This window comes from Streptomyces sp. NBC_00727 (genome assembly GCF_045161745.1).
Lineage (GTDB): Bacteria > Actinomycetota > Actinomycetes > Streptomycetales > Streptomycetaceae > Streptomyces.
Genome location: NZ_CP108981.1, coordinates 1,454,051 through 1,468,669, shown reverse-complemented (window position 1 = coordinate 1,468,669; position 14,619 = coordinate 1,454,051). Strand labels below are relative to the sequence as shown.

Sequence of the window (14,619 nt, the reverse complement as noted above, 5' to 3'; positions counted from 1 at the left end):
GGGTTCGAGTCCCGCTACTCGCCCGGCAACGGCGGCCGCCCGCCCACCGTCCCGACGGCCTGTGCCCCGGCCCGGCACCCCGCCGCAGCGGCCGCCGTGTCGTCCGCCCCCGCCAGCCGCGCCGCGAGGAAGCCGCCGGTGAACGCGTCGCCCGCCCCGGTCGAGTCCACGGCCCGCCCGACCGGCTCGGCCGGGACCCGGCCGGTCACCGCGCCCCCGGTGGCCAGCAGCGCTCCGCCCTCGCCGAGCGTCACGACGACCTGGCGGACTGGCATGCTCAACTTGGCCGCCGCGTCCGCCGGTTCGGGCAGGCCGGTGAGCAGCGAAGCCTCGTCCGCGTTGGGCAGCAGCAGGTCCGCCCGCTCGGTCAGGGCGAGGAACCGGTCGACGCCGAGACCGGCCAGGAAGCCCGCCGACGCCGGGTCCACGCTCACCGGAACGTTCCGTCGTACGGCCTCCCGCAGGGCCAGCAGGGCCGTCTCCCGGCTCGTACCGGCGAACAGCAGATAGCCCGACAGGTGGAGGTGGGCCACCCCGTCGAGCAGCGAGGGCGACCAGTCGTCGGGGGAGAGGCGCAGCACCGCGCCGCTGTCGGTGAGGAAGGTGCGCTCGGCCGCGGCGTCCACCAGGGCCACGACGGTCGCGGTCGGCTCCTCCTCGTCCACCGCGAGCAGCCCGCGCACCCCCGCCCGCCGCAGCAGGTCCCGGTGCCAGTCCGCCGAGTCGGCGCCGACCCGGGCCAGCAGCCGCACGTCCCGGCAGCCCGCATGCACCGCCCAGCAGGCCACGTTGGCCCCCGCGCCGCCCGCCCGCGTCCGGATCACGGCGGCCGTGTCCGTGCCGTGGACCGGCGCCGATCCGTGCCGGGCGACCACATCGGTGACCACGTCCCCGACGACGAGGAGGCCGCCGCTCACCGCGCCGTCCAGGCGGTGGCGATACGGGCGGCGAGCGCCACGTTGCCCCGGACCGCCGCGAGGTTGGCCTCCAGCGAGGCGCCCCCGGTGTGCCGCACCAGATGGTCCAGCAGGAACGGCGTGACCGCCTGCCCCGTGATGCCGTGCTCCCGGCACGCCTCCAGCGCCTCGGCCAGCACCCGGTCGTGCAGCCCGGGATCCAACTGCTCGCCCTGCGGAACGGGGTTGGCCACGATCAGCGCCGCCTCCGGCCCGCCGAGCGCGTCCTGCGCCCGCATCACCTCCGCGACCTCGTCGGGCGAGTTCACCGTCCAGTCGACCGGCTCGCCGGAACTGCTCAGGTAGAAGCCGGGGAACGTGGCGGTGCCGTAGCCGAGCACCCCGACGCCCAGAGTCTCCAGCCGTTGCAGCGTGGCCGGGACGTCCAGGATCGACTTCACGCCGGCGCAGACCACGGTGATCCCCGTGCGCGCCAGCAGCCGCAGGTCCGCGGACTCGTCCTGCGTCTCGGTCCAGCCCCGGTGCACCCCGCCGAGCCCGCCGGTCGCGAAGACCCGCAGCCCGGCCCGGGCCGCCAGGAACGCGGTCGCGGAAACGGTCGTCGCCCCGCTCGCCCCGCCCGCCAGCGCCGGGGCGAGATCGCGGTGGCCCAGCTTGCGCATCCCCGGGTCCTCGGCCACCCGTTCCAGCTCGGCCTTGTCCAGCCCGACCCTGGCCCGCCCGTCCAGCACGGCGACGGTCGCCGGCACGGCGCCCGCGGACCGCACGAGCCCCTCCAGCTCCCCGGCGACCCGCAGGTTTCGGGGGCGGGGGAGCCCATGGGCGATGATCGTCGACTCCAGGGCGACGACGGGCCGGTTCGCGGCCAGGGCGGCCCGCACCTCGGCGGAGAGCACGGGGGCGTACGGGGTGGCGTCGAGGGGCGCGTTGAGTGACATGTCCACATCCCTGTCGCGGGGTGGTGGGGCGTAAACGTGCCGGGTGAGGTGGAGGGCGGCCGGTGGCGCGAAAGGTGCGTTGTTCTCCGGGGCGGGGGCGGGCGTGGGGGCGGGGGCGAGCCGGCAGGACCGGTCCGGCCGGCGGGCCGGAAACCCTCCTCACCCCTTGCGCGCCCCGGCGTTAGGGTCGGCCCATGTCTCCCCCGACGAGCCGCCCCGCCGCCACCGTCCGCCACTTCTACGACGACCTGGCCTCGGACTACGACCTCATGTACGCCGACTGGCAGGCGAGCATCGAGCGCCAGGCGGCCGCGCTGTCCGGCCTGATCGGCACGGCGCTCGGCGACGCGGGAGGGGCCAGCGGCGACGTGCTGGACTGCGCCTGCGGCATCGGTACGCAGGCGCTGGGCCTCGCCGCGCTCGGACACCGCGTCACCGGCAGCGACCTGAGCCCCGTGGCGGTCGCCCGAGCCGCGAAGGAGGCGGCAGCAAGAGGGCTGCGGCTGCGCACGGCGGCGGCCGACATGACCCGGCTGCCGTTCGGTGACCGCTCCTTCGACGCCGTCGTGTGCGCCGACAACTCGCTCCCGCATCTGCTCACACCGGACGCGGTGGAGGCGGCGCTCGGCGAGATGCGCCGGGTGCTGCGACCGGGCGGCGTGCTGCTCGTCTCCACCCGGCCGTACGACCGGCTGCGCCGCGAACGGCCCGAGTCCACGCCGCCGCAGGTCAGGGAGGGCACCGGCGGCCGAGCCGTCACCTTCCAGCTGTGGCACTGGCGGCCGGACGGCGAGCGCTACGACCTGGAGCACTTCCAGTTGCTGCCCGGCGGCGAAGGGGAGAGCGGCCGGTACGAGGTGCGCACACGCCGCACCTCGTACTGGGCCCTGTCACAGGCACAGCTCACGGGGTTCGCGCGGCGGGCCGGTCTCACGGAGCCCGCCTGGCACGAGCCGCAGGAGACGGGCTTCTTCCAACCGGTCCTGATGGCGCGCCGGCCCACGACGGACCCGGCGGCGGATCACGCCTGACGGCTCCGGGGCGGCCGCAGGGACCGCCGCAGAGCCAGTCCCGCCATCGGCAGCAGCAGACAGGCGCCGGTCAGGTTGAGCCAGCCGTAGCCCGCCCGGGAGACGATCACCCCGGCCACCACGCCGCCCACCCCCGCCGACGCGTTCATGACCAGGTCCGACAGACCCTGCACGGCGGCGCGGGCGGGCTGCGGGACCGAGTCGGTGAGCAGCGCCGAACCGGCCACCATGCCCGCCGACCAGCCGAGCCCGAGGACGAACAGGCCGGCCGCGGTCCTGCCGTGCGCGGCGCCCGCCGTGCCGGCCAGCAGCGCGGCGCAGGCCAGCAGCCCGGCGGCGAGCCCGATGACGGAGAGCCGGCCGAAGCGGTCGGCCAGCCGGCCCATGACCGGTGAGAAGGCGTACATCCCGGCGATGTGCCCGCTGATCACCAGGCCGATCAGCTGGAGGTCCGCGCCGTGGTGGCCCAGGTCCACCGGGGTCATCACCATGATCGAGACCATCGCGGTGTGCGAGACCGTCACGGTCACCAGGGCCAGCCGGGCCATCGGCGACGCCCGTACGGCGGCCAGCCCCGCCCGCAGCGAGCGGTCCCCGGCCTCCCCGCCCTCCCGTGTGGCCAGCGCCCGCGCGGTGAGCAGCGGGTCGGGCCGCAGCAGCACGGCGACCACGAGCGCCGCGAGCACGAAGATGCCGGCCGCCCAGACGAACGGGCCCGCCGTCTCGGACACGGCGGTGCCCCGGAAGACCCGGCCCGCCGGAGCCGCGACGTTCGGCCCGAGCACCGAGCCGATCGTGGTCGCCCAGATGACCGTGGAGATCGCCCGGCCCCGCCGGTCCGGCTCCGCCAGGTCCGCGGCGGCGAACCGCGCCTGCAGGTTGGCGGACGAACCCGCCCCGAAGCAGGCCATCCCGAGCAGCAGCAGCGGGAAGCTCTCCACCACGGTGGCCAGCACCACGAGACCCGCCCCGAAGGCGCCGATCAGATAGGCCACCACGAGACCGGGGCGGCGGCCCCGCGCGGTCATCAGGGCGGCCAGCGGCAGCGACAGCAGGGCCGTGCCGGTCACCGACGCCGTGGGAGCGAGCCCCGACAGCGCCTCGGAACCGCTCACCTCGGTGGCGAGCACGGGGGCCAGGGCGATGCCGACCGGCACACCGAGGCCGCCGAGTATCTGCCCGGCGATCAGGACGGCGGACGTCCTGCGGCGCAGGCGCGGCAGATCGGCCACCGTGACGGACACGGCGGCACCGGGCCCACCCGGGGTGTCAGGGGCGTCGAGGGTGTTGGTCACCGACGCAGTGTGCCAGCGCGTACGCCTGTACGAAACGGGCCCGCACGGTACCCGGGCCGAGGGCTCAGAACAGCGGCTGCGGCAGCACCCCTTCCAGCGCCAGCAATTGCCGCTTCGTTTCCAGGCCCCCGCCGAAGCCGCCTATTCCGCCGTCGTTCTCCACCACCCGGTGGCACGGCACCACGACGGGCAGGGGATTGGAGCCCATCGCCGCGCCGACCGCCTGGGCCGCGCCCGGCTGTCCGACCCGCTCGGCCAGCTCCCCGTACCCGGCGACCGCCCCGTACGGCACGCCCCGGGCCAGCTCCCGCAGTACCTGGCGGTTGAACCCGGCGGTCAGCGACCAGTCCAGGTCGAGCGAGAACTCCCGCAGCGTGCCCGCGAAGTACGCCGCGAGCTGGCGCACCGGCTCGGCCAGCCGGGCGGAGCCGGGTGCCTCGACCGGCTCCGCGCCGAGCCGGGCACGCAGCTTCTCCAGCATCCGGTCCCGTATCTCCGGGCGGGCGTGGAAGACCACGCTCACCAGTCCCGTCCCGGTCGCGGCCAGCATCAACGGACCGATGTCGCTCTCGACGACGGCCCACTCGACGACCCCGTTGCTGTCCATGGCCCCACCGTACGGCGGGCCACTGACAACGGGCCCCGGCATCAGCCCTTCGTGGCCGCGCGCACCACGTCGGGGGCGTTGGTGATGATGCCGTCCACGCCCATGCCGTCCACCTTGCGCGCGGACGCCGCGTCGTTCACCGTCCAGGGGCTGACCTGGAGCTTCTTGCCGTGCGGGCCCTTCAGGGCGTGCACCGCCGCCACGTAGCCGCCGGACAGGCCCGCCGAGGGCGGGTTGATCTGGTCGGTGAACTCGGCGTACGCGGGCAGTTTCGCCACGGCCGGGGCGCCGAGGAAGCCCGTGACCACGTCCGGACGCAGCGCGTGCACCGTACGCACGCTGCCGGCCCCGAAGCTCTGGATCACCAGACGGTCCCTGACATGGGCGCGGTCCAGCCAGCCCTCCTCGTTCAGCACCTTGAGGGTGACGCGCTCGATCCCCGGGTAGGTCCCCGGGCTCTTGATCTCCAGCAGGAGGTTCTGCCGGTTGTGGCCGAGCCGCCTCAGGAACTGGCGCAGGGTCGGCACCCGGGTGCCGGCGTACCGCGCACCGAACCAGCTGCCCGCGTCCAGCCGGGAGATCTCGGCGGCCGTGAAGTCCTTGACCGCCCAGGGCGCACGGTCCGGGAACACCTCCTCGGCGTTCGTCGTCCGCTTGAGGCCGGTGTCGTGCATGACGACCGGCACCCCGTCCCTGGTGAGCTGGACGTCGTTCTCCACCCAGTCGAAGCCGAGCGCGTCGGCCCTGTCCACGGCGACGAGCGTGTTCTCCGGGGCGTACGCGGAAGCGCCGCGGTGGGCGTAGACGCGCGGGCCGCGCGCCATGGCGTCGGTCGCGTGGCGGACCGGGCCGGCCTGCTGCACGGTCCGCAGGGTCGCGGGGGCGTCCGGGAGCGGCGCGCCCGGGTTCGACATCAGCAACATGCCGGCGCCCAGCACGGCGGCGGTGGCGACGGAGGCGGTAGCGGTAGCGGTGCCTGCGTACACGTGAACTCCTTGCGTCAGAGTTGCGGACGGCCCGAGCGTCCCAGCCGCCCCCGAACGGGGAACGGGCGAAGGATGGCCACCGCGTGAACGCACTTCGGGGACCACGCCACCCGCCGTCGGCCCGGTCGATAAGATGCGGCACTTCTGTTGTGTCTGCGGGCGCCTTGCGCCTGGACGACAGGCCCTGGGATCGTCCTGACCCGGGCTTGCTGCTGCGAAGGGCGTACAAGGATGCAGGGCACAATCGACGGCTTCAGCTATGGGGCGGTGACCCCGGCGGCGGCGTTCCTCATGGCGTGCCTCGGCGCGGCCCTGGGCCTGCGCTGCACCACGCGGTCACTGCGTACCGAGCGTTCCTTCAAGGCCGGCTGGCTGGCTCTCGGGGCGACCTCCATTGGTTCGGGCATCTGGACCATGCACTTCATCGCGATGGTGGGCTTCTCCGTCGACGACGTACCGATCGGCTACGACAAACCGATCACCTTCGCCAGCCTCGCCGTCGCGATCGTCATGGTCGGCGTCGGGATCTTCCTCGTCGGGTACCGGGGCGCCACCCGCATGGCCCTGGTGACGGGAGGCACGATCACCGGGCTCGGCGTGGCCTCCATGCATTACCTCGGCATGGCGGGAATGCGGCTTGATGGGCAGTTCGAGTACGACACGGTGACCGTGTCCCTCTCCGTGGTCATCGCCGTGGTGGCCTCGACCGCCGCGCTGTGGGCCGCCGTGTCCATCCACGGCTTCCTGCCCAGCCTCGGCGCGAGCGTCGTCATGGCGGTCGCGGTGAGCGGCATGCACTACACCGGCATGGCCGCGCTCCGGGTCCATCTGCACCCCTCCGCCCTCGGCGCGGGCCACGCCCCCGGGGACAGCGCCGGCTCCCTGCTGGTGCCCATGCTCCTCGGACCCGCCTGCTTCCTGCTGCTGGCGGCCGTCGTGGTCATGTTCGACCCGCTGGTGGTCATGGGCACGCCCGACTGGGACGACGCCGCGGGCGGCAGGGCCCCCGGAATCCCCGCCCAGCGCCAGGTCCCGAGCTTCGGCACGTACGCCGATCCGGCGTCCTTCCACTCCCGGCCGCGCGACGCCGTGGGGCCCGCGGACTGGTGAACCGGGCCCGTTGTCAGTGGGGGGTCGTACGGTGGTTGCATGCGGCCAGTCTCGAAGATCGAACGTACGGTGGCGCCTTTCGAGGTCGTCAGTCCCTATCAGCCCAGCGGCGACCAGCCAGCGGCCATCGCCGAGCTGGAGAAGCGCGTCCGCGCAGGTGAGAAGGATGTCGTGCTCCTCGGCGCGACCGGCACCGGCAAGTCCGCGACCACCGCCTGGATGATCGAGAAGCTGCAGCGCCCCACCCTGGTGATGGCGCCGAACAAGACCCTCGCCGCCCAGCTGGCCAACGAGTTCCGCGAGCTCCTGCCCAACAACGCCGTCGAGTACTTCGTCTCGTACTACGACTACTACCAGCCCGAGGCGTACGTCCCGCAGTCGGACACCTACATCGAGAAGGACTCCTCGATCAACGAGGAGGTCGAGCGGCTGCGCCACTCCGCGACGAATTCCCTGCTCACCCGCCGGGACGTCATCGTGGTCGCCTCCGTCTCCTGCATCTACGGCCTCGGTACGCCGCAGGAGTACGTGGACCGCATGGTCCAGCTCAAGGTGGGCGAGGAGATCGACCGCGACCAGCTGCTGCGCCGCTTCGTCGAGATCCAGTACACGCGCAACGACCTGGCCTTCACCCGGGGCACCTTCCGGGTGCGCGGCGACACCATCGAGATCTTCCCGGTCTACGAGGAGCTCGCCGTCCGCATCGAGATGTTCGGCGACGAGATCGAGGCCCTGTCCACGCTGCACCCGCTCACCGGCGAGGTCATCAGCGAGGACCGGTCCCTCCACGTCTTCCCCGCCACCCACTACGTGGCGGGCCCCGAGCGCATGGAGAGGGCCGTCAGCGGCATCGAGCAGGAGCTGGAGCAGCGCCTGGCCGAGCTGGAGAAGCAGGGCAAGATGCTGGAGGCCCAGCGGCTGCGCATGCGCACCACGTACGACATCGAGATGCTCCGCCAGATCGGCACCTGCTCCGGCGTCGAGAACTACTCGATGCACTTCGACGGCCGTGCCCCCGGCACCGCCCCGAACACCCTCCTCGACTACTTCCCGGAGGACTTCCTCCTGGTGCTCGACGAGTCCCACGTCACGGTCCCGCAGATCGGCGCCATGTACGAGGGCGACGCCTCCCGCAAGCGGACCCTCGTCGACCACGGCTTCCGGCTGCCGTCGGCCCTGGACAACCGCCCGCTGAAGTGGGAGGAGTTCCTCCAGCGGATCAACCAGACGGTCTACCTCTCCGCCACCCCGGGCAACTACGAGCTGTCCCGGGGCGACGGATTCGTCGAGCAGATCATCCGCCCCACCGGCCTCGTCGACCCCGAGGTCGTCGTCAAGCCCACCGAGGGCCAGATCGACGACCTGGTGCACGAGATCCGCGAGCGCGCCGAGAAGGACGAACGGGTCCTGGTCACCACGCTCACCAAGAAGATGGCGGAGGACCTCACCGACTACTTCCTGGAGCTCGGCATCCAGGTCCGTTATCTCCACAGCGACGTCGACACGCTGCGCCGCATCGAGCTGCTGCGGGAGCTGCGCTCCGGCGAGTACGACGTACTGGTCGGCATCAACCTCCTGCGCGAGGGCCTCGACCTGCCCGAGGTGTCGCTCGTGGCGATCCTGGACGCCGACAAGCAGGGCTTCCTGCGCTCGGGCACCTCACTGATCCAGACCATCGGCCGCGCGGCGCGCAACGTCTCGGGGCAGGTCCACATGTACGCGGACAAGGTCACCCCGGCGATGGCCCAGGCCATCGACGAGACCAACCGCCGCCGCGAGAAGCAGATCGCCTACAACACCGAGCGCGGCATCGACCCGCAGCCGCTGCGCAAGAAGATCAACGACATCGTCGCCACGATCGCGCGCGAGGAGGTCGACACCGAGCAGCTGCTCGGCACCGGCTACCGCCAGGGCAAGGAGGGCAAGGCACCCGTGCCCGCCCTCGGGAAGCACGCGGTCCCGGGCGACGGCAAGGCGGCGACGGCCGGGAAGTCCGCGAAGGGGAAGGCCCGGGACGCCGCGGCGGTCACCGACCGTCCCGCCACCGAACTGGCCGGGATCATCGAGGAGATGACGGACCGGATGCGCGCCGCCGCCGCGGACCTCCAGTTCGAGGTCGCCGCCCGGCTGCGCGACGAGGTGGGGGAGCTGAAGAAGGAGCTGCGCCAGATGCGCGAGGCCGGTCTGGCCTGACCTCCGGGCCGGATGTTGCAGGACCGACACAAAACGACCCAGGCCCTCCGCGCGGGTGACACCACTGCGTAGGGTGCTGGGCAACCGCACAAGGACGGTTGCGGGGAAGCGGAGAGGGGACAGCGCGTGACGGTCAATATGACCAAGGGTCAGGCCATCAGCCTGCAGAAGAGCGACGGGGGGACCCTGACCGCGGTACGGATGGGGCTCGGCTGGCAGGCGGCACCGCGCCGCGGTCTGTTCGGCTCGCGCACCCGGGAGATCGACCTGGACGCCTCGGCGGTCCTGTTCGCCGACAAGCAGCCGGTGGACGTCGTGTTCTTCCGGCACCTCACCAGCGACGACGGCTCCGTGCGGCACACCGGGGACAACCTCGTGGGCGGCGCCGGCTCCGGCGGCGACGACGAGGCGATCCTCGTGGACCTCCAGCGGGTGCCGGTCCACATCGACCAGATCGTCTTCACGGTGAACTCCTTCACCGGCCAGACGTTCCAGGAGGTGCAGAACGCCTTCTGCCGCATCGTGGACGAGACCAACGGCCAGGAGCTCGCTCGCTACACGCTGGACGGCGGCGGGCAGTACACCGCGCAGATCATGGCGAAGGTGCACCGCGCGGGCAACGGCTGGAAGATGACCGCCGTCGGCACCCCGGCCAACGGCCGCACCTTCCAGGACCTCATGCCGGCGATCCTGCCGCACCTGTAGGGCGACACCGGGCCCGCGCCGACGGGCCCGCATCGCGGTACGCGCAGCTCCCGGAGGCATCGGCCGCCGGGAGCTGCCCGCATCGCGGCACCACCGCACCACCCACAGCACAGCCACAGCGCGCACAGCGGCAATTCGTCGAGGGGACAGGGCAATGACGGCCGAGCTGGTCCGGGGGCAGAACCACACCTTGCCCCAGACCCGTCTGGAGATCCGGATATCGGCCGGGACGCCCGTCGTGGCCGGTGCCACGCTCGGCGACGAGCACGGCAGGGTCCACGGCGTCGAGTGGATCGCCCACCCCGGCTCCCCGCAGCTGCACGGCCTCGAAGTCTCCCGGCAGGCCGCCGCCGACCACCGGCTCGCCGTCGACCTCGACGCCCTGCCCGACGGGGTGCACCGGGTCACGGTGCTGCTGGCCCTTCCACAGGGCGCCGGCGGCCCGGCCCGCTTCGGGGCCGTCGCCTCGCCCTTCGTCGCGGTCACCGGACTCGACGGCGACGAGATCGCCACGTTCACGCTGACCGGGCTCGACAGCGAGTCCGCGGTCGCCGCCCTGGAGCTGTACCGCCGCCAGGGCGCCTGGAAGGTCCGGGCGGTCGGCCAGGGGTATGCGGGCGGCCTCGCCGCCATGCTCGCCGACCAGGGTGTGGACCGGGCCGCCGAGCTCGCCGGGACGATCCAGGAGGCCGTCGCCCGCGGCCTGGCCCGCTCGGTGGCGCCGCCGCCCCGCACCCCGGAGGGCGACCGGGTCAGGCACACGCCCGCGCCGGCCCCCGCGCCGGTCCCCGCACCGCCCCCCGCCCCGGCCCCCGCGCCGGGCAACGGACAGCCGCCGGTCCCGCCGCCGGCCCCGCCCGTAACGCCCCCGCAGCCCGAGCCGCTCGCCGAACCGGCCGCCCCGGGCGGCCCGGTCAACTACGCGCACCCGCGCCGGCAGTCCTCCGCGCCCCCGCCGCCGCCTCCCGCCGCGCCGCCGGCCCAGCCGGGGCAGCCCGCCCAGCCCGTCGCCGGTGACGCGACCGGCTGGTCCATGGACGAGCGCCTGTACAACCAGGTGTGGGGCATGTTCGAGGACCTGGCCCGGGCCGCCGCCGCGTACCGCAGCGCCGTCGACTTCGCCGAGTCCCGGATGGACCAGGAGCTGGAGCGGACCCTGTCCGACCCGCGCAGCCGCATCGGGGGCGCGGGCGACCGGGCCCGCGAGGAGGCCCGTGCCAAGCGCGACGAGCTCACCGCCCGGGCCCGTGAGTCGCTGGACCGCGACCTCGCCCAGCTCGCCGCCGAGTCCGCCGTCGTGGAGCCCGCGCTCCCGGCCTCCTACGCGGGCTGGGACAACCCCGTCTGGCACGGCTACCGGGTGCCGATGGAGATCCCCATGGCGCTGCGGATCGGCGACCTCCACCTGCCGGAGAGCGCCGACCTGCGCATCCCGCTGCTCGTGCGGCTGCCTCTGGAGCGGGGCATGTGGATCGACAGCGGGCGCACCGCTTCCGAGGCCGCCGCGCTCGCCGGCACGGACCAGCTGCGCAGGCTCGCGATGGAGACCGCCGTGCTGCACGCGGCCCGGCTGCTGGCCGTCTACCCGCCGAACGAGTTCACGGTCCACGTCATCGACCCGGCCGGTTCCGCCGCCGGGGCGCTCGCCCCGCTGGTCCGTTCCGGGGTCCTGCCGTCGCCGCCCGCGACCGGTGCGCAGGGCGTCTCCTCGGTCCTCGCCCACCTCACCCGTCGGGTCGACCTGGTGCAGATGGCGATCCGGGCCGGTGCCGCCGACTCGCTGCCGCCGGACCTGGACCCGGCCGAGCAGCTGCTGATCGTCAACGACTTCCCGCACGGCTTCGACGACCGCGCGGTCACCCAGTTGCGCTACCTCGCCGACGAGGGGCCCTCGGTGGGCGTCCACCTGATGATGGTCGCGGACCGCGAGGAGGCGTCCGAATACGGCCCGGTCCTCGACCCGCTGTGGCGCTCGCTGCTGCGGGTCACCCCGGTCGCCGACGACCATCTGGCCGACCCCTGGGTCGGTCACGCGTGGACGTACGAACCGCTGCGGACGCCGCCGGGCAGCGCGGTCCTGGACGAGGTGCTGGCCCGGGTGGCCAACGCCCGCCGCACCGGGCACCGCTGACTCGCCGGACTCCGTAAAGGCCTTCGGTAAACCGCCCCTGACCTGCGATTTTGGAGAGCTTTTAGGCTTTCCTTTACCTTTCCTTGGTATTTCCTGTACCGTTCATGGAGCGGAGGGGAGTACTCCCATACGCGGCGTTCCCGTCAGTACGGACTGTGACCGGTCCCGGGGCGCCGGCCTCGGCGCGCAGCCCGCGCGCCCGGGTGGAAGAGACCTCCGGCAGCGACGACGCTGATCAGTAGCCCGTAGCGAACTGCCGGAGGCGCAGTGGACGTTTCATGGACCCTCTGGGCGCTGACCATCATTGGTCTGTGCGCCCTCATCACCGTCGACTTCTTCATCGGGCGCAAGCCCCATGACGTGTCGACCAAGGAAGCCGGTATCTGGACGATCGTCTGGATCGTGCTGGCCGCCCTCTTCGGGCTCGGGCTCCTCGTGGCCGGCGAGACCCAGGCATCGGGCGAGTTCTTCGCCGGCTACATCACCGAGAAGTCGCTCAGCGTCGACAACCTCTTCGTCTTCGTGCTGATCATGGCGAAGTTCTCGGTGCCCTCCCACCTCCAGCAGCGGGTGCTGCTGATCGGCGTGCTGATCGCGCTGGTGCTCCGGGCGATCTTCATCGCCGCCGGCGCCGCGGTCATCGCCAACTTCTCGTGGGTCTTCTACATCTTCGGCGCGTTCCTGATCTACACCGCCTGGAAGCTCATCCAGGAGGCGCGGGCCGACGAGGAGGACGAGGAGTTCGAGGAGAACCGCCTCCTGAAGAACATCGAGCGCCGCTTCGGCGTCGCCGACCGGTACCACGGCACCAAGCTCTTCATCCGCAACAACGGCAAGCGCGTCCTGACCCCCCTGATGGTCGTCATGCTCGCCATCGGCACCACGGACGTGCTGTTCGCGCTGGACTCCATCCCCGCGATCTTCGGCCTCACCCAGGACCCGTACATCGTCTTCACCGCCAACGCCTTCGCCCTGATGGGCCTGCGGCAGCTGTACTTCCTGATCGGCGGGCTGCTGAAGAAGCTGGTCCACCTCAGCTACGGACTGTCGGTGATCCTCGGCTTCATCGGCGTCAAGCTGGTGCTGCACGCCCTGCACGAGTCCGGGGTGCACGTCCCCGAGATCTCCATCCCGGTCTCGCTCGGCGTCATCTGCGGGGTGCTGATCATCACCACGATCACCAGCCTGATGGCCACCAGGAAGCAGGCCGGGACCGAGACGGGGGAGGCGAAGACGGAGGACCGCGTCTAGCGGTACGCGGACGGACGGCCTTGCCGCCTCACCAGCCCCGGGCGCGCCACTCGGGCAGGTGGGGCCGTTCGTCCCCGAGCGTGGTGTCGCGCCCGTGGCCCGGGTAGACCCAGGTCTCGTCCGGCAGCGGGGCGAAGAGCTTGGTCTCCACGTCGTGCAGCAGGCTCGCGAACGCCTCGGGGTCCTTGTGGGTGTTGCCGACCCCGCCGGGGAAGAGGCAGTCCCCGGTGAACAGGTGCGGGGCCCCGTGCGGGTCGTCGTACAGGAGCGTGATCGACCCCGGGGTGTGCCCGGTCAGGTGGCGGGCGGTGAGCGCCACCTCGCCCACCCGGACGGTGTCGCCGTCCTCGACGAGGACCTCCGTCGGCACCTCGATGCCCTCGGCGTCGTACCGTCCCGCGTAGGTGCGGGCCCCGGTGGCCGCGACCACTTCGCCCAGTGCCGTCCAGTGGTCGCGGTGCCGGTGGGTGGTGACGACCGAGACGATCGAGTCGTCACCGATCAGCCGCAGCAGCGTCCCGGCGTCGGCGGCCGCGTCGATCAGCAGCTGCTCGCCGGTGGCCCGGCAGCGCAGCAGATAGGCGTTGTTGTCCATCGGGCCGACGGCGACCTTCGAGATCATCAGATCCGTCAGTTCGTGCACGTCGGCGGGTCCGCCGAGCCTCACCGCTCCGCTGTACGTCATGTACTTCAGCCTATAGCGGGGGCAGCGCCGGAAGCGTTCCGCCTTCGACCGTCAGTCCCGAGCCGTCGCGCCGCCCGCTGAGCCATCCCAGCAGCTCGGGGGCCGTGCCGCGGACCGCAACGGGCCCGCCCTCCGCGCCGCCGCCGGTCGTCCACACCCGCCCGGTGTCGTCGACGACCGCCGTCGACACGACCTCCGGGTGCCCGGCGAACCGCTCGGCCAGGAAGTCGATCTCACGCGCGGTGAACTCGTCCGGCAGGTCCTCCAGCTCGTAGCCCACGTCCAGGTCGACGTGGTGCAGCTCCACCTCGCCCCGGCGCCGGAACGGCATCAGGGAGGCCGAGTCCGTCACACCGTTGCGCAGGGTCACCGTGCGCGACCAGTCCGCGGGCTCGGCCGCCGCTGCGACGAACCGGGTCGCGCTCGCCGTCAGGTCGGCCAGCTGTTCCGCCTGCGAGCGGGGGGCGTCCCGCTCGATGTCGCGGTCCCGGGTTTCGCTGTCTGCGTACATCGGAAGGTCCCGGAGAACATTTACGAGCGCGTCGGCGTTACGAGAGAGGTGCGCGACGACATGACCGCGGCTCCAGCCCGGCAGTCGTGACGGCTCGGCGAGTGCTGCGTCGTCCAGTTTCCCGGTCGCTCCGAGGAGCCGATCGGTCGCTTCCCGGAGTGCCGCCAGGTCGTACGCATGATCAGTCATGGGGCCGAGCCTAGCCCCGGCCACTCGTTCGGGTGAAGGAGTTCTCAGCCGTCCGCAATTCGAATGTGCG

At 72.6% G+C, this 14,619-nt stretch carries 13 protein-coding genes; 6 read left to right on the top strand and 7 right to left on the bottom strand.

The annotated features are described in order from the left end of the window. Nucleotides 1–14: 14 nt before the first annotated feature. Both OG242_RS06505 and OG242_RS06500 read right to left on the bottom strand, forming a co-directional pair. Nucleotides 15–917, bottom strand: coding sequence for a carbohydrate kinase family protein (locus OG242_RS06505; RefSeq protein ID WP_405897233.1), 903 nt, complete (start codon nucleotides 915–917; stop codon nucleotides 15–17). Continuing rightward, the gene (locus OG242_RS06500) at nucleotides 914–1,855 is read right to left on the bottom strand and encodes a pseudouridine-5'-phosphate glycosidase (RefSeq protein WP_405897232.1); all 942 of its coding nucleotides are present in this window, start codon (nucleotides 1,853–1,855) and stop codon (nucleotides 914–916) included. Before OG242_RS06500 ends, OG242_RS06505 begins: the two co-directional genes overlap by 4 nt. 194 nt (nucleotides 1,856–2,049) lie before the next feature. On the opposite strand from OG242_RS06500, the gene OG242_RS06495 reads away from it, so the two are divergent. Continuing rightward, the gene (locus OG242_RS06495) at nucleotides 2,050–2,886 is read left to right on the top strand and encodes a class I SAM-dependent methyltransferase (RefSeq protein ID WP_405897231.1); all 837 of its coding nucleotides are present in this window, start codon (nucleotides 2,050–2,052) and stop codon (nucleotides 2,884–2,886) included. Here OG242_RS06495 and OG242_RS06490 read toward each other — a convergent pair. The 3 genes from OG242_RS06490 to OG242_RS06480 form a co-directional block, all read right to left on the bottom strand. After that, nucleotides 2,877–4,181, bottom strand: a complete 1,305-nt coding sequence (locus tag OG242_RS06490; RefSeq protein ID WP_405897230.1) for an MFS transporter — start codon at nucleotides 4,179–4,181, stop codon at nucleotides 2,877–2,879. The genes OG242_RS06495 and OG242_RS06490 overlap by 10 nt on opposite strands. Before the next feature lie 64 nt (nucleotides 4,182–4,245). Next, nucleotides 4,246–4,788 (bottom strand): methylated-DNA--[protein]-cysteine S-methyltransferase, encoded by a 543-nt coding sequence (locus OG242_RS06485; RefSeq protein ID WP_405897229.1) that lies wholly within the window; start codon nucleotides 4,786–4,788, stop codon nucleotides 4,246–4,248. A 41-nt stretch (nucleotides 4,789–4,829) separates the two neighbouring features. Next, complete coding sequence (locus OG242_RS06480) at nucleotides 4,830–5,774, bottom strand: glycerophosphodiester phosphodiesterase (protein WP_405897228.1); 945 nt, start codon at nucleotides 5,772–5,774, stop codon at nucleotides 4,830–4,832. 231 nt (nucleotides 5,775–6,005) lie between these two features. Between OG242_RS06480 and OG242_RS06475 the strand changes: the two genes are divergently transcribed. From OG242_RS06475 to OG242_RS06455, 5 genes are all read left to right on the top strand, one after another. Then, on the top strand, nucleotides 6,006–6,884 hold the full coding sequence (locus OG242_RS06475) for an MHYT domain-containing protein (RefSeq protein ID WP_405897227.1): 879 nt from the start codon (nucleotides 6,006–6,008) through the stop codon (nucleotides 6,882–6,884). A gap of 39 nt (nucleotides 6,885–6,923) precedes the next feature. Further along, complete coding sequence (gene uvrB, locus OG242_RS06470; protein WP_405897226.1) at nucleotides 6,924–9,077, top strand: excinuclease ABC subunit UvrB; 2,154 nt, start codon at nucleotides 6,924–6,926, stop codon at nucleotides 9,075–9,077. Between the two features lie 126 nt (nucleotides 9,078–9,203). Then, nucleotides 9,204–9,782, top strand: a complete 579-nt coding sequence (locus OG242_RS06465; protein WP_405897225.1) for a TerD family protein — start codon at nucleotides 9,204–9,206, stop codon at nucleotides 9,780–9,782. A 154-nt stretch (nucleotides 9,783–9,936) separates the two neighbouring features. Continuing rightward, a complete protein-coding gene (locus OG242_RS06460; RefSeq protein WP_405897224.1) occupies nucleotides 9,937–11,913 on the top strand; it encodes a TerD family protein in 1,977 nt (658 codons plus the stop codon). Between the two features lie 267 nt (nucleotides 11,914–12,180). Then, nucleotides 12,181–13,164 carry a TerC family protein gene (locus OG242_RS06455; RefSeq protein ID WP_405897223.1) on the top strand — a complete coding sequence of 328 codons (984 nt, stop codon included), beginning with the start codon at nucleotides 12,181–12,183 and terminating at the stop codon, nucleotides 13,162–13,164. 28 nt (nucleotides 13,165–13,192) lie between these two features. Here the strand turns inward: OG242_RS06455 and OG242_RS06450 are convergent, their stop codons facing one another. Together OG242_RS06450 and OG242_RS06445 are read right to left on the bottom strand one after the other, a co-directional pair. Then, a complete protein-coding gene (locus tag OG242_RS06450; protein WP_405897222.1) occupies nucleotides 13,193–13,849 on the bottom strand; it encodes an MBL fold metallo-hydrolase in 657 nt (218 codons plus the stop codon). 10 nt (nucleotides 13,850–13,859) lie between these two features. Continuing rightward, complete coding sequence (locus OG242_RS06445; RefSeq protein WP_405897221.1) at nucleotides 13,860–14,549, bottom strand: maleylpyruvate isomerase family mycothiol-dependent enzyme; 690 nt, start codon at nucleotides 14,547–14,549, stop codon at nucleotides 13,860–13,862. Nucleotides 14,550–14,619 lie beyond the last annotated feature (70 nt).

Coding starts and splice junctions, on each gene's coding strand:
- OG242_RS06500 (WP_405897232.1), bottom strand. CDS start 1,855: ATGTCACTCAACGCGCCCCTCGACGCCACCCCGTACGCCCCCGTGCTC.
- OG242_RS06495 (WP_405897231.1), top strand. CDS start 2,050: ATGTCTCCCCCGACGAGCCGCCCCGCCGCCACCGTCCGCCACTTCTAC.
- OG242_RS06485 (WP_405897229.1), bottom strand. CDS start 4,788: ATGGACAGCAACGGGGTCGTCGAGTGGGCCGTCGTCGAGAGCGACATC.
- OG242_RS06475 (WP_405897227.1), top strand. CDS start 6,006: ATGCAGGGCACAATCGACGGCTTCAGCTATGGGGCGGTGACCCCGGCG.
- uvrB (WP_405897226.1), top strand. CDS start 6,924: ATGCGGCCAGTCTCGAAGATCGAACGTACGGTGGCGCCTTTCGAGGTC.
- OG242_RS06460 (WP_405897224.1), top strand. CDS start 9,937: ATGACGGCCGAGCTGGTCCGGGGGCAGAACCACACCTTGCCCCAGACC.
- OG242_RS06450 (WP_405897222.1), bottom strand. CDS start 13,849: ATGACGTACAGCGGAGCGGTGAGGCTCGGCGGACCCGCCGACGTGCAC.
- OG242_RS06445 (WP_405897221.1), bottom strand. CDS start 14,549: ATGACTGATCATGCGTACGACCTGGCGGCACTCCGGGAAGCGACCGAT.